This is a genomic window from Corynebacterium capitovis DSM 44611 (assembly GCF_030440535.1).
In the GTDB taxonomy this organism is placed as follows: domain Bacteria; phylum Actinomycetota; class Actinomycetes; order Mycobacteriales; family Mycobacteriaceae; genus Corynebacterium; species Corynebacterium capitovis.
The window spans coordinates 1850801-1870354 of record NZ_CP047117.1 but is presented as its reverse complement, the minus strand read 5'-3'; the positions used below and the strand labels follow the sequence as shown (position 1 = coordinate 1870354).

General features: G+C 60.8%; 17 protein-coding genes and 3 rRNA genes. 14 read left to right on the top strand and 6 right to left on the bottom strand.

What is annotated here, in order from left to right:
* The first annotated feature begins 49 nt into the window (after positions 1 to 49).
* The 3 genes from CAPI_RS09100 to dnaB all read left to right on the top strand — a co-directional run bounded on the left by CAPI_RS09100 (position 50) and on the right by dnaB (position 2766).
* Positions 50 to 625, top strand: coding sequence for a single-stranded DNA-binding protein (locus CAPI_RS09100; RefSeq protein ID WP_018017125.1), 576 nt, complete (start codon positions 50 to 52; stop codon positions 623 to 625).
* 47 nt (positions 626 to 672) lie between these two features.
* A complete protein-coding gene (rplI, locus tag CAPI_RS09095; RefSeq protein ID WP_018017124.1) occupies positions 673 to 1125 on the top strand; it encodes a 50S ribosomal protein L9 in 453 nt (150 codons plus the stop codon).
* 174 nt (positions 1126 to 1299) lie between these two features.
* Positions 1300 to 2766 (top strand): replicative DNA helicase, encoded by a 1467-nt coding sequence (gene dnaB / locus CAPI_RS09090; protein WP_018017123.1) that lies wholly within the window; start codon positions 1300 to 1302, stop codon positions 2764 to 2766.
* A gap of 6 nt (positions 2767 to 2772) precedes the next feature.
* Here dnaB and CAPI_RS09085 read toward each other — a convergent pair whose 3' ends face one another.
* On the bottom strand, positions 2773 to 4128 hold the full coding sequence (locus CAPI_RS09085) for an MFS transporter (RefSeq protein WP_018017122.1): 1356 nt from the start codon (positions 4126 to 4128) through the stop codon (positions 2773 to 2775).
* A gap of 54 nt (positions 4129 to 4182) precedes the next feature.
* Positions 4183 to 4422 (bottom strand): heavy-metal-associated domain-containing protein, encoded by a 240-nt coding sequence (locus tag CAPI_RS09080; RefSeq protein ID WP_018017121.1) that lies wholly within the window; start codon positions 4420 to 4422, stop codon positions 4183 to 4185.
* A 169-nt stretch (positions 4423 to 4591) separates the two neighbouring features.
* Here CAPI_RS09080 and trxA point away from each other — a divergent pair, with 169 nt between their 5' ends.
* Positions 4592 to 4972, top strand: coding sequence for a thioredoxin (trxA, locus tag CAPI_RS09075; protein ID WP_018017120.1), 381 nt, complete (start codon positions 4592 to 4594; stop codon positions 4970 to 4972).
* Between the two features lie 114 nt (positions 4973 to 5086).
* A complete protein-coding gene (locus CAPI_RS09070; RefSeq protein ID WP_018017119.1) occupies positions 5087 to 5932 on the top strand; it encodes a PspA/IM30 family protein in 846 nt (281 codons plus the stop codon).
* 18 nt (positions 5933 to 5950) lie between these two features.
* Here the strand turns inward: CAPI_RS09070 and CAPI_RS09065 are convergent, their stop codons facing one another.
* Positions 5951 to 7144, bottom strand: coding sequence for an NYN domain-containing protein (locus CAPI_RS09065; RefSeq protein WP_018017118.1), 1194 nt, complete (start codon positions 7142 to 7144; stop codon positions 5951 to 5953).
* Between the two features lie 717 nt (positions 7145 to 7861).
* On the opposite strand from CAPI_RS09065, the gene CAPI_RS09060 reads away from it, so the two are divergent.
* The 3 genes from CAPI_RS09060 (at position 7862) to rrf (ending at position 13118) form a co-directional block, all read left to right on the top strand.
* Positions 7862 to 9386 (top strand): 16S ribosomal RNA (locus CAPI_RS09060).
* Positions 9387 to 9791: 405 nt separating this feature from the next.
* A 23S ribosomal RNA gene (locus CAPI_RS09055) occupies positions 9792 to 12899 on the top strand.
* Between the two features lie 101 nt (positions 12900 to 13000).
* Positions 13001 to 13118: ribosomal RNA gene (gene rrf, locus CAPI_RS09050) — 5S ribosomal RNA — on the top strand.
* The 16S, 23S and 5S rRNA genes sit together here, the layout of an rRNA operon.
* A 49-nt stretch (positions 13119 to 13167) precedes the next feature.
* Here rrf and CAPI_RS09045 read toward each other — a convergent pair.
* Entirely contained in the window at positions 13168 to 14040 is an 873-nt protein-coding gene (locus tag CAPI_RS09045; RefSeq protein WP_018018329.1) for a pseudouridine synthase, read from the bottom strand.
* A gap of 104 nt (positions 14041 to 14144) precedes the next feature.
* On the opposite strand from CAPI_RS09045, the gene CAPI_RS09040 reads away from it, so the two are divergent.
* From CAPI_RS09040 to CAPI_RS09025, 4 genes are all read left to right on the top strand, one after another.
* Entirely contained in the window at positions 14145 to 14291 is a 147-nt protein-coding gene (locus tag CAPI_RS09040) for a hypothetical protein (RefSeq protein WP_018018328.1), read from the top strand.
* 136 nt (positions 14292 to 14427) lie between these two features.
* On the top strand, positions 14428 to 15339 hold the full coding sequence (locus CAPI_RS09035; protein ID WP_040356989.1) for a universal stress protein: 912 nt from the start codon (positions 14428 to 14430) through the stop codon (positions 15337 to 15339).
* Positions 15340 to 15455: 116 nt separating this feature from the next.
* A complete protein-coding gene (locus tag CAPI_RS09030; RefSeq protein ID WP_018018326.1) occupies positions 15456 to 15725 on the top strand; it encodes a GlsB/YeaQ/YmgE family stress response membrane protein in 270 nt (89 codons plus the stop codon).
* 129 nt (positions 15726 to 15854) lie between these two features.
* The gene (locus CAPI_RS09025) at positions 15855 to 16487 is read left to right on the top strand and encodes a TetR/AcrR family transcriptional regulator (RefSeq protein WP_018018325.1); all 633 of its coding nucleotides are present in this window, start codon (positions 15855 to 15857) and stop codon (positions 16485 to 16487) included.
* On the opposite strand, the gene yidC is transcribed toward CAPI_RS09025, so the two are convergent.
* Positions 16475 to 17596, bottom strand: a complete 1122-nt coding sequence (gene yidC, locus CAPI_RS09020; protein ID WP_018018324.1) for a membrane protein insertase YidC — start codon at positions 17594 to 17596, stop codon at positions 16475 to 16477. The genes CAPI_RS09025 and yidC overlap by 13 nt on opposite strands.
* Positions 17597 to 17645: 49 nt before the next feature.
* Between yidC and CAPI_RS09015 the strand changes: the two genes are divergently transcribed.
* Together CAPI_RS09015 and CAPI_RS09010 are read left to right on the top strand one after the other, a co-directional pair.
* Positions 17646 to 18428 (top strand): class E sortase, encoded by a 783-nt coding sequence (locus CAPI_RS09015; protein WP_018018323.1) that lies wholly within the window; start codon positions 17646 to 17648, stop codon positions 18426 to 18428.
* Positions 18429 to 18431: 3 nt separating this feature from the next.
* The gene (locus tag CAPI_RS09010) at positions 18432 to 18584 is read left to right on the top strand and encodes a hypothetical protein (protein ID WP_018018322.1); all 153 of its coding nucleotides are present in this window, start codon (positions 18432 to 18434) and stop codon (positions 18582 to 18584) included.
* Here CAPI_RS09010 and CAPI_RS09005 read toward each other — a convergent pair.
* Positions 18581 to 19534: an SGNH/GDSL hydrolase family protein gene (locus tag CAPI_RS09005; protein ID WP_018018321.1), complete on the bottom strand. Its 954-nt coding sequence runs from the start codon at positions 19532 to 19534 to the stop codon at positions 18581 to 18583. The genes CAPI_RS09010 and CAPI_RS09005 overlap by 4 nt on opposite strands.
* Between the last annotated feature and the right edge of the window lie 20 nt (positions 19535 to 19554).

The window sequence follows — 19554 nt, the reverse complement described above, 5'->3', positions numbered from 1 at the left end:
TTCCACAGTTACCGAGGACCAGCGAGCTTAAGCAGGAAGGCGAAAAAACATGGCCCAGGGCGATACCCCGATCACCGTTGTCGGCAACCTTGTTGCGGATCCGGAGCTGCGCTTCACCCCAAGTGGGGCAGCGGTTGCCAACTTCCGCGTGGCGTCGACCCCCCGCACGTTCAACCGTGAGACGAACCAGTGGGAAGACGGCGAGGCTCTGTTTCTTACGTGCAACGTTTGGCGTCAGGCGGCCGAGAACGTCGCGGAGTCCCTGTCCAAGGGAGCTCGCGTCATTGTTCAGGGTCGGTTGAAGCAGCGTTCCTTCCAAACTCGCGAAGGTGAAAACCGCACGGTTTTCGAGGTCGATGTCGATGAGATCGGCCCCTCGCTGAAGTATGCCACGGCTTCCGTGAGCCGCACGCCGCGTGAGGGCGGCCAGGGTGGATACGGAAACCAGGGCGGAAACCGAGGCGCCAACTCTGGCCAAGGCCAGGGCGGAAACCCGGGTGGAAACCAGGGCGGTTTCGGTGGGCGATCCCAGTCCCAGCAGGGCGGGCAGCCTCAGAACGACCCGTGGAATTCTGCGCCTCCCGCCGGTGGCTTCGGTGGCATGGATGACGAGCCCCCGTTCTAAACGATTCACCAAGACAGCACAATTCAACTCAAGGAAGGTAAGGATTCATGAAACTGATCCTCACCGCTGCCGTTGATAACCTTGGCGAGCCCGGCGACATTGTCGAGGTCAAGGACGGCTACGGACGCAACCTTCTCCTCCCGCGTGGGCTGGCAATCCCCGCCACCCGTGGTGCAGAGAAGCAGATTAACGACATCAAGCGGGCGCAGGCCGAGCGCCAGGTCCGCGACCTGGAGCACGCTAAGGCGCTGCGTGATCAGCTCGACCAGCTGACCGGCGTCAAAGTCAAGGTTCGCGTCGCGAACAACGGCAAGCTCTTCGGCTCTGTCAAGGCCGCCGACATCGTCGACGCAGTCAAGGCTGCGGGCGGCCCCTCCCTGGACAAGCGTCGTGTCAACGTGCCCAAGGGCCTTGTCACGAAGACCGGGGGATACCAGGTCAAGGTCGGCCTCCACGACTCCGTGGATGGCAAGGTGAACTTCGAGGTCGTGGGCGCCTAAAGCCCCGCGGCAATCTAGCTAGCTAGATTCAACGACAACAGCTTTAGCGTGGGTCCTGCTTGTGAGGAGCAGGGCCCACGCTTCTTTATGCCCGCTTTACGACGTCTCAAGGAACCCGCCGGTATCCCGCGCGGTACATTGTGGGGCAGCGATTTTCAGTGAGGGGAGGAAGCGATGGCCGGCGATAATGTCGCGAGCTTTGACGATTACGGGGTGTACCCTCCGCCCCCGGAACCCCCGGAGGGCGGAGAGACCTACAGCGCCGGGGGGTCGACCCGGCAGGGCGGCGGCAACCGCGGGCGCGGCTCCGTCCCGACTGAATACCGCCAGCCGCCCCACGACGAGCGCGCGGAGCGCGGGGTGCTCGGCGCGATGTTGCTTAGCCCCGACACCGTCATCGAGGTCATCGAGACCCTCCACCCCGAGGATTTTTACTTCCCGTCCCATCAGCTGATCTACCGCGCGGTGCTCGATCTCTTCGCTACGGGAAGTGACGTGGATGTCCTCATCGTCGCGGCCAAGCTGGACCGGCAAAACGAACTGGAGCGCGTCGGCGGGGCACCGTACCTTCACACCCTCATCTCTGAAGTGCCCACCGCTGCCAACGCGAAGTACTACGCCGAGATCGTCGAGGAGAAGTCTCTCCTGCGCCAGCTGGTTAGCGCTGGGACCCGGGTGGTTCAGCTCGGTTACGACGGCGAGGAAGGCATGGAGATCGAGCAGCTCGTCGACCGCGCGCAGCAGGAAGTGTTCGCGATCGCCCGCAACCAGTCGGGAGAGGATTACAAGGTCCTCTCGGACCTGCTTAAACCAACTATCGACGAGCTGACCACCATTGAGCAGGGCGGAGGACTAGAGCAGGGAGTCCCCACCGGTTTTATCGACTTGGATCGGCTGACCAATGGTCTGCACTCGGGCCAGATGATCATCGTTGCTGCGCGACCAGGCGTGGGTAAGTCAACGCTTGCGCTCGACTTCATTCGCTCGTGTTCGATCACGCACCGAAAGACGTCGGTAATCTTCTCCCTCGAGATGAGCGCCTCTGAGATCATCATGCGCTTGTTGTCAGCAGAGACGGAAATCAAGTTATCCGCGATGCGCTCCGGTCAGATGATCGAGAGTGACTGGGAGAAACTGACCACCCGCTTGACGGAGATTCAGGACGCCCCGCTGTTCATCGATGACTCCCCCAACCTCACCATGATGGAGATCCGTTCGAAAGCCCGCCGCCTCAAACAGGCGCACGGCTTAGACTTGGTGGTTCTTGACTACCTGCAGCTCATGAGCTCCGGGCGACGAGTCGAATCCCGCCAGCAGGAAGTGTCTGAGTTCTCCCGCCAGCTCAAATTGCTGGCCAAGGAGCTCGAGGTGCCCGTCGTGGCCATCTCGCAGCTCAACCGCGGGCCCGAGTCTCGAACGGACAAGAAACCACAGCTCGCGGACCTGCGCGAGTCGGGCTCGCTGGAGCAGGACGCCGATATGGTGTTCTTGCTCTACCGACCCGACTCGCAAGACCGCGACGACGAGCGCGCCGGCGAGGCTGACATCATCGTCGCGAAACACCGCGGCGGCCCGATTGACACGATCCAAGTCGCGCACCAGTTGCACTACTCGCGTTTCGTGAACATGGCGCACGGCTAGGGGCTTCTAGCTTAGCGACGCCCCCCGCTTCTCCGGCAGTGCAAAAGCCGCGGCGCATGCGATCGCGAAAGCCGCTCCAAACACCGCAAATACCGCGGTGGTGCCCCCGAAGGCGAGCAGCGGCGGGACGATGAGGGGGGCGATTATGGACCCGATGCGACCAAAGGCGGCCCCGGCACCCGTACCGGTCGCGCGAACTTCGGTGGGGTAGAGCTCGGGGCCGATGGCGTAGAGAGCGCCCCAAGCACCGAGGTTGAAGAACGACAGGAAGCAGCCGGCCGCGATTATCTGCCAGGGCGAGTCGGCAGCGCCGTAGGCGACGGCCGATATCGCGGACCCAGCGAGGAAAACAGCTAGGGTACTCCGCCGCCCCCACACTTCGATAAGCCAGGCGGCCGCCGCGTAGCCCGGAAGCTGGGCGAGCGTGATAACCAGGGTGAATGTAAACGACGTCACCAGACTGAACCCTTGCGCGACGAGGAGCGAAGGGATCCAGATGAAGGCTCCGTAGTAGGCCAGAGAGACGCAGATCCACACGACCCAGAACGCCGCGGTGCGGCGCCTCAACGTCCGACCCCAGATTCCTCCCACGGGTCTCTCTTCGGCGTCGGCGACCGGTTCTGGCGCCCTGGTGCGGGTGCCTCCGGGGACAATCTCCGCGGCCCTCTCGAAGTCTCGGACGATCGCTTCCGCTTCCTCCTCTCTGCCTGCGCGCTCGAGGAAGCGAACCGATTCTGGCAGGCTGCGTCGAACGTACATGGCGTAAAGAGCGGGGACGGCGCCGATGACAAGCCCCCACCGCCAACCCTGCGCACCGCTGGAGACGACGAAGGTCCCGATAAGCGCGGCGAAAATCCATCCAACAGCCCAGAAGGCTTCCAGCAGGACGACCATCCGACCCCGCACCAACCGCGGGGAGAACTCACTGACCAGGGTCGATGCGACGGGCAGCTCACCTCCCAACCCGAGCCCGACGATGAATCGGAAGAGCAGAAGTACGGCCACGGATTCCGACAACGCCGACGCGCCGGTGGCAAGCCCGTAAACCAGCAGGGTCAGCGTGAACACCTGCTTGCGGCCCATTTTGTCCGCCAGTAGGCCACCCAGGGCTGCGCCCACCGTCATTCCGATGAAACCCACGGAGGCGATCCACGACGACGTCGCCGTGTCTAGATCCCAGTGAACCGCGAGGGCGGCGATGACAAACGAGATGAGACCGATGTCCATTGCGTCGAGCGCCCACCCGATCCCCGAGCCGACCAGAAGTCGGCGGTGGCGGGCGGTGACGGGGAGGGAGTCGAGGCGGGCAGAACGCGACAACGTTCCGGGTGGAAAACGGGTGGCTTGCTGGGACTGGGGCATGGAGGAATCGTATCGGTTAGGTGCCTCGCTCGGGCCCAAACCGCCCGAGGAGAGCTAGCTGAGCGTGTAACCAGCCTCATTGACAGCTTTGGATACTTCTTCCGCCGAGAACCCCTCGCCAGTGACCTCCACTTCACCTGTTTTGTGGTTGGCGGTCACCGCGGTCACTCCGTCGATTGCGGAAATTTCTTCTTGAACACTCGCCTCACAGTGCTCACAGGTCATTCCTTCAACGCGAAAACGGCGTGTCGCCATGGTGGCCTCGCTTTCTTCAGTGTGGTCGGCGCGGTGCATTCCCGCAGGTCTGCCTTCACGCTAGCACCGTCGGCCGGAGTTTGAGCTGGCGCAATGGGGGCCTGGAATGAGAGCCATATTGTTAGTGTTGAATACGAGCGGAACGACATACGACAGTACGACAGCAGTATTACGCAGCGCCCACCACGGGCCAAGAGAGGAAAGCAACGTGAGCACCATCAATGTGACCGAGGAGTCTTTCGAGTCGACCGTTACGGCCGATGGAATCGTCTTCGTAGATGCTTGGGCCGAATGGTGCGGCCCCTGCAAGGCGTTTGCACCAACCTACGAGAAGGCCTCGGAAACACACGCAGACGTGACTTTCGCAAAGCTGGATACAGAGGCTAACCAGCAACTCGCTGCTGCTCTCGAGATCCAGGCCATCCCGACGCTCATGGCCTTCCGCGACGGAATCATGGTTTACCGCAATGCCGGGGCCCTTCCCCCAGCGGCGTTTGATGACCTTGTCAACCAGGTCAAGGCGCTGGATATGGACGACGTTCGCCGCCAGGTGGAGGAGCAAAACCGCCAGCTCGACGCTGAGAACTAATCCACGTCGACGTCAAGCCGCCACCGGCTGCTGGGATGAGGCGCTCACCGCGAGGTGAGCGCCTTTTTTGGCTAAGCTCGGAATGGTTCACGCCGGATGAAAGGATATTCCCTCATGGCCAATCCCCTCTCCAAGGGCTGGAAGTACCTGATGCAGTCGTTCGATTCCAAGATCGACGAGAATGCGGACCCCAAGGTGCAGGTCCAGCAGGCAATCGCGGAGGCGAAGAAGAGACACCAGGAGATTTCTCAACACGCGGCCAACATCATCGGCAACCGCAACCAGCTGCAGATGAAGCTCGACCGTCTCGTCGGCTCCCAGCAGGATTTGCAGAACAAGGCGCGTACGGCGCTTCAGGCCGCGGACAATGCCTCGGCGGCGGGGGAAACGGAGAAGGCCCAGCAGCACAACAACACCGCTGAGGTCATCGCAAGCCAGCTCGTCTCCGTTGAGCAGGAGCTCGAGCAGACGAAGACAGCTTATGCCGCTGCGGAGCAGGCCGCCGACGAAGCTCAGCGCCAGCAAAAGCAGTCGGAAGCCAAGCTGCAGGAGCAGCTCAACGAGGTGTCCAAGCTGGAGAGCCAAATTGACCAGGCCAAGATGCAGGAGCAGACAGCCAAGTCGATGGACTCCGTGAATCAGTACAACGCCGATGATTCCGTGCCTACGCTCGAAGGCGTGCGTGAAAAGATCGAACGTCGCTACGCCAACGCCCTCGGCGCCCAGGAACTAGCGCAAGATTCCATGACGGGGCGGATCGCAGAAATCGAAGCCACGGGCACCGATGTCGCCGCGTCTAACCGTCTGGCGGAAATTCGGGCCAGCATGCAAAGCGGTGCCGGCAGAGAACTCGAGGCCGGGGACGCGGAAGCGAACCCGACGGAGGGCGCGGCGGAAGAGGCTCACCCTCGCGACCCGCAGGCCCCGGATGCTCAAACAGGAACCCAGAAGGGCGAGTAGCGAACTCGCCCGAGCCGGCTAGTTGGAGTGCCGGAGGTTGATCAGCACTCCGCGGATCCCGGAGTGGAAGCCGTCCCGCAAATTCACACGCTGAGTCTCGCTCAGCGTGTACTCGTGGAGAGTCTCGCAGGCGAACTGCAGCAGCGGCCTGTCAATCTCTGGCGGCAAGCCGCCCCCAGAGAGGAGGTGGGCGTTATCCCGCTCTTCGGAGGTCGCCGCATTTTCGTACCACCATGTCGCGTATTGTTGCCCCACATCGTAAGGGGTTTGGAACCCCGCTGAAGTCCACACTTCCTCGGGGAGGGGCACGTACCGGGAGCGAAGCTTGCGGCGGGGCGCCATCATCGACGGCTTGGGCGAGGGTTTTGGGCCCGGCTTTGGAACCCCCGGCCCCTCCTGGGGACGCGTCGCGGGGCTGATCGATTGCTGGTTGACTTCCGCTTCAACTTCGGTGGGCTCATCGTCTTCGTAGGGGACCAGGGAATCGTCCGCCTCCGGAGTCGAGACGGTGGTCTCGGGTTCGGGGGTGTCCTCCTGGGTCTCCCCTTCGATAGTCTTCTCGGGTTGAAGCGGGTTGCCGTAAGGAACGGGGGCGGGCCCTTCGTCCTCCTCGGGGTCGAAGGCGTCGTTAAGCGGCCGCTCCCTGATGGTCGGAGGGAGCGGGCCCTCGAGCACCTCCAGGCGCATCGAGTCGGCAAAGTCCGCCTTGGGGTCGAGGATGGTGGTGGTGTCGCATGCGTGGCGCAGTGCCGCAGACATCGAATTCCACCCAAATCCATACAGGTGCACGCGGGCGCCCAGTCGTGTCGCCTCTTCGACCCCGGGAATCATGTCGGCGTCGCCCGTGACTAGCACAAAATCGCTGAACTGCCCACGGGTGGCGTTGACTACCAAGTCGGCTACCAGGCGCGTGTCAACACCTTTTTGAGTCCGCCGGTCACCCCACTCGATGAGCTGCCCAGTTCGCAGCTGCACACCATCGCAGCCGAGGAGGGCGCGCTGGTACTTGTGCGGGCCGGACTCGGGAATGCCGTCGTACCAGTGTTGTCGGTGAATTGGCTGATGGAGTTGCTGGGTGATCATGGTGCCCAGGGTCGACACCACCTCAGGTAAGTCAATTTCTAGTTGGGCCCTCGCCCCGATCTCCCACGAGTTGTAGAAGCTCGCGAGCAGGTAGGAGGTGTCGACGAAGACAAGAGTGCGTTCAAGCATGGCTCCTAGGTTCCGTATCTGTTGATTCTAAATTTCGTTTGCATCTCCAGTGTGCCCGACAACCCCTCGCACGTCACGGACTGGGGTATCAGCGGCGCCTCGCCCAGCCCGCGGGGCAGCTCGCTTATCGACGGCCAAGCGCGCACTACAACAACATCGCAGAAAAGAGCGATGACCTGGTGATTTGTGTGTGTGGTGGGGGGTGTGTAACTTTGTGTGAGTCAGCGAGACTGACAGCGCCGCGCTTGGTTGTGTGACTGGGTGTGTCGGCGGTGTGGGAAAGTGTTCGCTGGTTTTTGTAGCGTGGCTGTGCCCCTGGCTCTGTGTGGGTTGGTGGTGGGGTGTGCGTGTGGTGTTTGAGAACTCGATAGTGTGCCAATGTACTTTTGTTTGTGGGTTGGTTGTGTGCTGTGTGTGTCTTGCTGTGCTGCTGCTTGGTTGTGGTGGTGTGGTGGGGTGTGTGCCGGCGTGCATGTGCTGCTGCTGCTTGGTTGTGGTGGTGGTGTGTGTGGTTGGTGGCATGGTGCGTGATTGATTCGCGTGGTGTGTTTTTTGTGGCTGGCCTTTTGTGCTGCACTGCTGTGTTTTGTGGTGTGGTGTGGGGGTTGGTTGTTTTTTTGTGCGTGGCTGTGTGCGCTCTGCTTTGGTGTGGGGTGTGTGTGGTTGCGTGTTTTGGTTGGGTTTGGGCTTTTCACGGCCTGTTTCTGCTGAAACGTTTTTGTGGAGAGTTTGATCCTGGCTCAGGATGAACGCTGGCGGCGTGCTTAACACATGCAAGTCGAACGGAAAGGCCCTGGCTTGCTGGGGTGCTCGAGTGGCGAACGGGTGAGTAACACGTGGGTGATCTGCCCTGTACTTCGGGATAAGCTTGGGAAACTGGGTCTAATACCGGATAGGAATCGCATGTTGGTGTGTGGTTGGAAAGCTTTTGCGGTATGGGATGAGCTTGCGGCCTATCAGCTTGTTGGTGGGGTAATGGCCTACCAAGGCGTCGACGGGTAGCCGGCCTGAGAGGGTGTACGGCCACATTGGGACTGAGATACGGCCCAGACTCCTACGGGAGGCAGCAGTGGGGAATATTGCACAATGGGCGCAAGCCTGATGCAGCGACGCCGCGTGGGGGATGACGGCCTTCGGGTTGTAAACTCCTTTCGCCAGGGACGAAGCTTTTGTGACGGTACCTGGATAAGAAGCACCGGCTAACTACGTGCCAGCAGCCGCGGTAATACGTAGGGTGCGAGCGTTGTCCGGAATTACTGGGCGTAAAGAGCTCGTAGGTGGTTTGTCGCGTCGTTTGTGTAAGTCCATGGCTTAACTGTGGGGTTGCAGGCGATACGGGCATAACTTGAGTGCTGTAGGGGTAACTGGAATTCCTGGTGTAGCGGTGAAATGCGCAGATATCAGGAGGAACACCGATGGCGAAGGCAGGTTACTGGGCAGTTACTGACGCTGAGGAGCGAAAGCATGGGTAGCGAACAGGATTAGATACCCTGGTAGTCCATGCCGTAAACGGTGGGCGCTAGGTGTGAGTCCCTTCCACGGGGTTTGTGCCGTAGCTAACGCATTAAGCGCCCCGCCTGGGGAGTACGGCCGCAAGGCTAAAACTCAAAGGAATTGACGGGGGCCCGCACAAGCGGCGGAGCATGTGGATTAATTCGATGCAACGCGAAGAACCTTACCTGGGCTTGACATGAACAGGATCGCCGCAGAGATGTGGTTTCCCTTGTGGTCTGTTTGCAGGTGGTGCATGGTTGTCGTCAGCTCGTGTCGTGAGATGTTGGGTTAAGTCCCGCAACGAGCGCAACCCTTGTCTTATGTTGCCAGCAATTCGGTTGGGGACTCATGAGAGACTGCCGGGGTTAACTCGGAGGAAGGTGGGGATGACGTCAAATCATCATGCCCCTTATGTCCAGGGCTTCACACATGCTACAATGGTCGGTACAGCGCGTGTGCGAGCTTGTGAGAGTGAGCTAATCGCTGAAAGCCGGTCGTAGTTCGGATTGGGGTCTGCAACTCGACCCCATGAAGTCGGAGTCGCTAGTAATCGCAGATCAGCAATGCTGCGGTGAATACGTTCCCGGGCCTTGTACACACCGCCCGTCACGTCATGAAAGTTGGTAACACCCGAAGCCGGTGGCCTAAACCCTGTGTGGGTGGGGAGCTGTCGAAGGTGGGATCGGCGATTGGGACGAAGTCGTAACAAGGTAGCCGTACCGGAAGGTGCGGCTGGATCACCTCCTTTCTAAGGAGTTTTTTGTGTGCCCCCTGCGCGCGTGGTCGTGTGGTGGGGGTGGTGGTTGATGTGTCCGTGTGTGGCACTGCCATCTTTTTTTTAAATCTGGCCGGGTGGTCGCGCACCCCCTGTTGTGTGGATGATGCTGGTGTGTTGTTCGTGTGATGGTGGGCGTATGTGGTCATGACCGTGTGTCCTGCAAACGGGTGGTTGGCATGCTGTTGGGTGTCTGGGGCACTTCGCGTGTGTGCGCATGACTGTTGTGGTTGTGTGTGTGCGTGGTGTTCGTGGGCGTGCCTGTCATGATTGTGCACGGTGTGTGTGGTTGTGGGGGGTGTGTGTGGTGTGTGAGAACTGTATAGTGGACGCGAGTATCTTTCTTTTTTGTGTGTTGTGTGCCTGATTGTGTGTGTTGGGTGTGTTGTGAAGGGCGTACGGTGGATGCCTTGGCATGCTGAGCCGATGAAGGACGTGGGAGGCTGCGTTATGCCTTGGGGAGTTGCCAACCGAGCGTTGATCCGAGGATGTCCGAATGGGGAAACCTGGCACCAGTTGTGTGGTGTGACCTGCAGGTGAATTCATAGCCTGTGTGGGGGTGTACGCGGGGAAGTGAAACATCTCAGTACCCGTAGGAAGAGAAAACAAGTGTGATTCCGTTAGTAGTGGCGAGCGAACGCGGATGAGGCTAAACCATGTGCGTGTGAGACCTGGCAGGGGTTGCGTGTGTGGGGTTGTGGGATGATGCGTGTGTTCGGGCTGCCACCTGGGCCATTGTGGTGTGCGCGTGAGCGGAAGCATCTGGGATGGTGCGCCGTAGTGGGTGATGAGTCCCGTACGTGGTTGCGTGTGTGCTGTGGTGTGCGTGTTGTCCCGAGTAGCAGTGGGCTCGTGGAATCTGCTGTGAATCTGCCGGGACCACCCGGTAAGCCTAAATACTCAGTGTGACCGATAGTGGATAGTACCGTGAGGGAATGGTGAAAAGTACCCCGGGAGGGGAGTGAAAGAGTTCCTGAAACCGTGCGCTTACAATCCGTCAGAGCACCGCTGGTGTGTGATGGCGTGCCTTTTGAAGAATGAGCCTGCGAGTCAGCGGCATGTCGCGAGGTTAACCCGGTTGTGGGGGAGTCGTAGCGAAAGCGAATCCGAAGAGGGTGTGTAGTGGCATGTCCTGGACCCGAAGCGGGGTGATCTACCCATGGCCAGTGTGAAGCAATTGTAAGAGGTTGTGGAGGCGCGAACCCACTTAGGTTGAAAACTGAGGGGATGAGCTGTGGGTAGGGGTGAAAGGCCAATCAAACTCCGTGATAGCTGGTTCTCCCCGAAATGCATTTAGGTGCAGCGTTATGTGAGCTTGCCGGAGGTAGAGCTACTGGTTGGTTGAGCGGGACTATCATCTTAGCAATGTCAGCCAAACTCCGAATGCCGGTTAAGTGGTGCATGGCAGTGAGACTGTGGGGGATAAGCTTCATAGTCGAGAGGGAAACAGCCCAGATCGCCGGTTAAGGCCCCTAAGGGTGTACTAAGTGGAAAAGGATGTGGGATCGCGATGACAGCCAGGAGGTTGGCTTAGAAGCAGCCACCCTTGAAAGAGTGCGTAATAGCTCACTGGTCGAGTGGTTCCGCGCCGACAATGTAGTGGGGCTCAAGTACACCGCCGAAACCGCGGCAATGATATCCCTGTGGGGTGTTGTTGGGTAGGGGAGCGTCGCGTGTGGGGTGAAGCAGGACCGTGAGGGGTTGTGGACTGCACGCGAGTGAGAATGCAGGCATGAGTAACGAGTGGTAAGTGAGAATCTTACCCGCCGGATGACTAAGGGTTCCTGGGTCAAGTTCGTCTTCCCAGGGTGAGTCGGGTCCTAAGGCGAGGCCGACAGGCGTAGTCGATGGTCAACGGGTTGATATTCCCGTACCCGTATGCACGCGCCCAAGACGTAACGGGTGATACTAACTTCCCGCATGCTCATTATTGTGCTGCCGTCCCCTTCGGGGGGTGGTGGTGTGGTGGGTGTGTGGTGGAGGGCCTGAACCTTAGTAGGTCAGTGATGGGGTGACGCAGGAAGGTAGCCACGCCGCGGAATGGATTGCGCGGTGTAAGCGTGTGGCACGGTGGGGTGTGAAATGCAGCCCGCTTTTGTGTGAGGCGTGATGCGTAGCCCCCTAGGGGGTGATGGTGGTGATCCTATGCTGTCGAGAAAAGCCTCTAGCGATGTGTGCGTACGGCCCGTACCCGAAACCGACACAGGTAGTCAGGTAGAGAATACTAAGGCGGTCGGGTGAACTGTGGTTAAGGAACTCGGCAAATTACCCCCGTAACTTCGGGAGAAGGGGGACCCTACGAGGTGATCACACTGTTCGTGTGTGAGCGTGGTGGGGTCGCAGAGAAGAGAGGGGAGCGACTGTTTACCAAAAACACAGGTCCGTGCGAAGACGTGATGTTGATGTATACGGACTGACGCCTGCCCGGTGCTGGAAGGTTACGAGGACCTGTTAGACCCCCCCTGTGGGGGTCGAAGCGGAGAATTTAAGCCCCAGTAAACGGCGGTGGTAACTATAACCATCCTAAGGTAGCGAAATTCCTTGTCGGGTAAGTTCCGACCTGCACGAATGGCGTAACGACTCCCCTGCTGTCTCAACCACAGGCCCGGTGAAATTGCAGTACGAGTAAAGATGCTCGTTTCGCGCGGCAGGACGAAAAGACCCCGGGACCTTCACTACAGCTTGGTATTGGTGTTCGGTGCGGTTTGTGTAGGATAGGTGGGAGACTATGACACCATCACGCTAGTGGTGGCCGAGTCGTTGGTGAAATACCACTCTGACCGTAGTGGATACCTTAACCTTGGCCCATGATCTGGGTTGGGGACAGTGCCTGGTGGGTAGTTTAACTGGGGCGGTTGCCTCCCAAAGAGTAACGGAGGCGCCCAAAGGTTCCCTCAGCCTGGTTGGCAATCAGGTGTTAAGAGTGTAAGTGCACAAGGGAGCTTGACTGTGAGACGGACATGTCGAGCAGGGACGAAAGTCGGGACTAGTGATCCGGCACCTACGAGTGGAAGTGGTGTCGCTCAACGGATAAAAGGTACCCCGGGGATAACAGGCTGATCTTCCCCAAGAGTCCATATCGACGGGATGGTTTGGCACCTCGATGTCGGCTCGTCGCATCCTGGGGCTGGAGTAGGTCCCAAGGGTTGGGCTGTTCGCCCATTAAAGCGGCACGCGAGCTGGGTTCAGAACGTCGTGAGACAGTTCGGTCTCTATCCGCCGCGCGCGTTGAAACTTGAAAAAAGCTGTCCCTAGTACGAGAGGACCGGGACGGACGTACCTCTAGTGTGCCAGTTGTTCCGCCAGGAGCACCGCTGGTTGGCTACGTACGGAAGGGATAACCGCTGAAAGCATCTAAGCGGGAAGCCTGTTTTAAGATGAGGTTTCATTCGAGGTTCCCCACAGACGATGGGGTTGATAGGCCAGAGTTGGACACACAGTAATGTGCACCAAGACGACTGGTACTAATACACCAAAACCACCCGCACACGAAACACACACCACAAAGGTGTCATACCCGCGTCCACTATGCAGTATCTGACACACCACACCCCCCGGCCACGGGGCGCCCAACAACAAAAAAATGTGTCGGTGGTCAATAGCGGCGGGGACACGCCCGGACCCATTCCGAACCCGGAAGCTAAGCCCGCCCGCGCTGATGGTACTGCCCCCGGGAGGGGGTGGGAGAGTAAGTTACCGCCGACCAACAACTCAACAACACAAAAAGGGGCGCCCCCACCAAGGCGCCCCTTTTTTACCATCCGACGCAGCGGAACACTCGAGAGGTGCCGCTAAGCGGGTCCTGGAAACTTAGCTCGACCGACGCCAACAGAAGGGGCCTGCCGAAGTCTTCGGCGGGCCTCGTGACAACCGGGTAGAGGGGGTCCCCGACTATCCCGGCTGCGTTGAGCGCCATGTGGGCCCGGAGCTGGTGGGTACGGCCGGTGAGGGGCTGGAGAAGGTAACGCGCCAGCGGGGTACCTGCATCATTGCCGCCGGGGACAGTGTTCGCATCTATTGGGCTGATTGAGAGCACGTCGGTCGCGCTGTTCGGTGGTTGCCCGGAATCGATCCTCGTGCGTAGCTCCCCTGGGACTTTGTCTAAATGGTGTTCCCAACGCGTAGGAGCGGGGATGCTCACCTCCGGGCCGATCGCTTCGTACAGTTTTTTCACCCGTCGCTGCGCGAAAAGTTCCTGATACGCGCCTCGAACTTCGCGGCGTTTGGTCAGAAGGAGCAAACCCGAGGTGAGACGGTCGAGCCGGTGCGCCGGCGTGAGCTCCTCGTTACTGGTGGCGCGGCGAAGGCGGACGGTGACGGACTCGGTGATGTGGGAGGCGCGGGGCATCGTCGCCAAGAAAGGCGGCTTCCGCACTACCATAAGATTCTCGTCCTCGAAGATGGTATCTATCTCGAAGGGGACGCGGCGCTCGGGTGCGGGGATACGGTAAAAGAAGATGTCCGTGCCTGGGGCTACGAGATCCTCTGGCCGGAGTGTGGTCCCGTCACGCAGAACGACCTCTCCCGCCGAAAACCGAGCGCGGAGCGCGTCTTCGTCATCCTCGGGGTGGCGGTGCCTTTGCTCGCGGATCACCTTTTCTAGAAAGTGAAAAGCGCTGATTGGCACGGGTCCCGGTAGGCGAACTCGGCTCGCGCCCAATCCGTCTCGGGGCGGAAGTGGACCGGATTGCGATTGCCTGCGTCTAGCCATTGTGTACTAAGTTTATCCGCATGGATTTCAACGTTATTCTCGACTCTTTGAACAACTTTTCCTCTACCAACCAGGGGAAAGTGCTGTCCGCCATTTTGAATGCGATCTTCTCGCTGCTCTACCCGGCGAACGCGCCGGCTGCCCACCCCATCGAGATCCCGAGGTAGACCCCGTACCCCCGTTCCGGGCATGGGCCCCTTGCTGCGCGGTAGAATTCGGGGTGTACGAGATGGTCCGGTACGGTTGCCGCGTCAATCGTGTGGGCGCGCGCTGGCCGGCCGCTGAGACGGAAAGGGGCCGATCATGGCTCAGCCAGATGGTGTCAACAGAGCTGATCAAATTATCGTCGCGGTCGACGGGAGTCCCGCATCCGAGAATGCGGTGAGGTGGGCTGCGAATACAGCCCTGAAGAGGGGAACCCAACTCCGTTTAGCAGCGAGCTACACAATGCCCCAGTTCCTCTACGCGGAGGGGATGGTTCCCCCGAAAGAGCTCTTCGACGACCTTGAGCGTGAGACCGTTGAAAAGATTGACCGCGCCCGCGATATTGCTCTGGAGGTGGCCCCGGACATCGAGATCGGGCATGTCATCGCGGAAGGATCGCCGATCGACATGCTCCTTGAGCTGTCGAAAGGGGCTGCCATGATCGTGATGGGTTCCCGCGGGCTCGGCGGATTGTCGGGGATGGTCCTCGGCTCCGTGTCCGGCGCTGTGGTCTCCCACGCGTCGTGCCCCGTCGTTGTGATCCGCGAGGACAGCAACGTCACCGATGAGAACAAGTACGGTCCTGTTGTCGTCGGGGTCGACGGGTCGGAGGTGTCCCGACGCGCCACAGAGGTCGCGTTCGAGGAGGCAGACGCCCGCGGTGCTGAACTGGTCGCGGTCCACACGTGGGTTGACACCCAGGTGCAGGGGCCGGGTGCCGGCTTCGCCGTGTCTGACGACTACTGGGAAGCCGTGCAGCGCGAGAAAAGCGACAAGCTCGACACGTACCTGTCCACACTGAAGACTCGGTACCCCAACGTGCCCCTGCGCAAAATCATTGCGCGGGACCGCCCGGTTCGTGCTTTGACTGAGGCGGCGGAGGGCGCCCAACTTCTGGTTACGGGATCACACGGGCGCGGTGGGTTCAAGGGAATGCTCCTCGGGTCAACGTCGCGTGCGCTTCTCCAGTCGGCGCCGTGCCCCATGATGGTTGTCCGACCGCAGGACTAAAACCCCCGGTTGTTGTTTACTTGTTACCTAATTACGCGCCTCCACAGTGGTAATCGGGTGCGACCTCGGGAATAATCGGCAGCAAGTTCGCCCACTATTTCGAAGGGATTATATAAATGACTCCTACACTCGGGTTTATCGGATGGATCGTTATCGGCGGCCTGGCTGGCTGGATCGCCTCCATGGTGATGAGCCGTGACGCTTCCATGGGAATCTTCGCCAACATCGCGGCGGGTATCGTTGGCGGTTTGCTCGGCGGGTTCCTGCTCAGCCTGTTCGGTGTTGATGTCGCCGGCGGTGGAATGATCTTCAGCTTCCTTACCTGCTTGCTTGGTGCTGTCATCCTGCTGTGGATCATCAACGCGGTGGCGGGGCGTAGGCGCTAGACACCCCGCACGAATCAACCCCGGCCATGAGGCCGGGGTTTTTGCATGCCTGCCCCAAGGTGGTGCGTACGTACCGGTTTGTCTATATTTGATTCGAGACGCAGGATAAAGCACGGAGGTAGGTGACCGGTGGCCCAAGCCAGTACGAGCAGGAAGAAGCCGAGTGCAGGCCGACGGAACCGTCCAAGCCCTCGGCAGCGGCTTCTCGACGCGGCCACGAAGCTGTTTACGGAAGAAGGGATCCGAGTTATTGGGATCGACCGCATCCTCCGCGAGGCCGACGTGGCAAAAGCCTCGCTCTACTCCTTGCTAGGTTCCAAGGACAACCTTGTGATCGCCTACCTCGAACGGCTCAGCGAGGAGTATCAGCAGCGCTGGGAGCAACGCACGGGCTCGCTCAGCAGTGTCGACGAGAAGATCCTCGCCTTTTTCGATATGGCGATTGATGAAGAACCCGACAAGGATTTCCGCGGATCGCCCTTCTTTAACGCGGCGAACGAATACCCGCGGCCCGAAACGGACTCGGAGGAACGGATTGTCGCGACGTGCCGCGCCCACAGGGCGTGGATGAGAAACACCATGGCACGGCTCCTGACCGAGAAAAACGGGTACAGATCCGACGACCAGGCCGATCAGCTGCTGATTTTCCTCGAAGGGGGCCTGGCCGGCGCCCGTTTCGTCCAAGACGTCAGCCCGCTGGTCACGGCGCGCTCGCTTGCGGACGGCATGTTAGGCGCGCCGCCCGCCGACTACTCCATCTGATCCTTTTCTTCGGCCCTCTTCTCCCGCGCCTGCTTCAGGCCCTCGCGACGCGCGACGGCGCGCTGGCGCGCAAGCTCACGTTTCTCCGCCCTCGCATCGATCTTGGCCTGTTTCGCTTCGCGCTTCTCCTCGAGCAACTCCCGGCGCACCCGAAAGAATGAGGTGGGGTGGATGAGGACGGAGGCGCGCCGCCGGCGCCGGCTGCGCTTCACCTCCCTGGCCGCGCGCCCCTGCTCGATGGCTTTGGTGCGTGAGGTGGCGATGTGGGCGACGGTGGCGTCGTCAAGCGGAAACGCCCTGACCACGAGCCACCACAGAAGGATTGTCTGGCCCAGGGTCCAGAGGTTGCCGGTGAACCAGTAGAGAAGGAGCGCGACCGGCACCACGCCCGTGAAACCGGCGATGAGGATGGTCAGCGGGACGAAGGGGACGAAGAGCCAAAATAGCTTGTACATGCGGCGGCTCAGGCCGTTGTCCCATTCCAGCGTGGAGCGGCTGCGTAACTGGGAGAGCACCGTGTTGAGGGTGGTGAAGAAGGTGGCCGCGACGATGAGGGGCAGCGCGACGTCCTCGAGCGCGGGGCGGGTTGTGCCTAGCTGGGCCAGCTGATCGACGGGCATTGCTAGGTAGGCAGTGAGGGGGACCCCGAAAAACGTTGCTGATTGGAAGGACTGCGTCTCGTGGGCCGTGAGCAGGCCGAGCGAGTGGCCCTGGGCTCGATCGGGGACCGCCATCCACAACAACAGGCGGTAAAGGCCCAAGAAGAAGGGCACCTGAAGCAGCCCGGGCACGCAGCCGGCGAAGGGATTGTACGAGTGCTCCTTGTGGACCTTGCGCCGCTCCTCCTGGTGGGCGAGCACGCCTTCAGGGGTTGTGTCGGTGGCATAGCGTTCTTCGATGGCGGCGAGCTTGGGCCGCATGACAACGAGGACGCGCCCGGACTTGTACACAACCCATATCAGAGGGGTAATCAACGCACGAATGGTGACAACGAGAAGGATTACCGAGGCCACCCACGCGTGAGAGCTGTCCACATGCATCGTCGAGGCCAGCAGCCAGTGCCAGAACTTCATCACTGCTGAGACCGGGTAGACAAAAGCTTGTATCACGGTCAAACCACCTGAACCGTCGCACTCTTCATTGCGTTAATGTTAGGCCATGCCTTCCGCCGTCCCCACCCGTGCCACAGCGAGCCAGGTGGTCGGCGAGGCACTCCTGACCGTCGGGGCGGTACTCCTTCTCTTTGCTTTTTACGAGGCGTTTTGGACCAACCTTCATTCGCAACGTCTCCAATCGGGAGCCCATGAGCAGCTCGAGGGCCAGTGGGTCAACCCGAGGGGCACGTCCGAGCCTCAGCTTGGCGACGCCTTCGCGTTGCTCCGCATCCCCGCCTTCGGAGCCGATTACGCGTTCGCGGTGGTAGAAGGGGTAGACGAGGCCTCGTTGCTCGTCGGTCCGGGTCACTATCCCGGCACGCAACTGCCAGGCCAGCCGGGTAACTTTGCCGTCGCCGGGCACCGCGTGGGCAAGGGGGCGCCGTTTAACGACCTCGGCCAGTTATCGGCGTGTGATGCGGTCGTCGTCGAGACCCAAACGCAGTGGGTCACCTACCGGGTCCTCCCCACCTCGACGGAGGCGGCCCAGCGAGCCGCGGAGGCGGCGCCGTGTTTGTCCGGGGCACTCGCGGAGCGCGTGGTGGGCGGTGACTACGCAGGCGTGGCGGGAAAAGTCATCACCACGCCGCGCGACACCAGCGTGATCGCCCCGCTCCCGGGGCGGGAGGGGGATAGCGTCGCGGGTCTTGCTGGCGTGCTCACCTTGACCACGTGTCACCCCCAGTTTTCGAACGCGGAGCGCATGATCATTCACGCGATCCAAACCGAAGTAGTCGAAAAATCCGACGGCGTGGTGCGGCCCCGAGCGCTGCAGGAGGAGAGTTAAGGAATGTACGCAGCATTGTGGCGCATGCTTCCCGGCGGCCCAATCACCAAAGCCCTCATCGCGGCCGTGCTGGTGGTTCTGGTCTTCCTGCTGCTCATGGAGGTCGTATTCCCCTGGGTTTCCTCGCACATGCCCTATAACGACGTGGCGGTTTAGGCGTCGAGGGCGCGGGCGACCGCTTCGGCCATGGCGCGCTGGCCGGCCGGGGTGGGGTGTGCCGGGTAGGAGCCGGTGGCTTTGCCCTCTGCGTCCACCCATCGCTCGCTGACCTCAGCGCACGTGGTGTGTCGCTCCACGCCGTCGGGGAGGACGTACAGGGCCCCGTTGGCCTCCGCGGTCTGTTTGACGATGTTGTTGATCACCGCGGTTAGCCACACGACCCATTCGACGGCGTCCGCCGACAAGCGGTCGGTGGCAGCGCACGATTGTTCAACGGAAACGAGGGGCGTGTACCCAGTGGCGACGATTGTCGCTCGAGGCGCGGCATCGTGGATTCGCGCGTACACCTCGTTAATTCGCCCCGGCAGTTCAGCGAGGGACACGGCGGTGGGGGCTGCGAATTCCTTTACGCAATCACGCTGTGCACCCCCGATCGCGTCTTGCACGCAGTGCGCGATCCCCGCGAAGTCCATGTCGTTGCCGCCAATGGAGAGGGTGATGAGGTCCGTGCGACGGTTGACGTAATCCAGTTGCGGGTGGAGGGGAGTGCTCAGCTCGTGGGAATCACGGGGCCCGGGGATGTTGGCGGTGGTCGAGCCTTGGCAGGTGGCGTCGACAAGCGTGATGGCGTGGTCGAAAAGCCCGGCCAGCTCGTGCGGGTAGTTGTCAGCGGAGCGCGCGCAAAAACTCGGGTCCGCGGCTTGTCCTACGGCTGACCCCATCGACGCGTAGGAGTCACCGAGGGCCACGTAGCGCTTGATCGACGACGGATCTTTCGTGGGCTCAGGTGTGGCCATGGCCGTCGCGGTTTCCACGTTCGGGTCCGTTGCGACGACGACTGGAGGCACGACAGAGGTGACCGTCCCGACGTCCTGGACGGGCTCCGCGTAGCACGCGGTCAGCGTGCACGTTGCCGTCGCTGCGACAACGGATAACAACTTTCGCATGGGGTCTCCTGGTCTTTCCC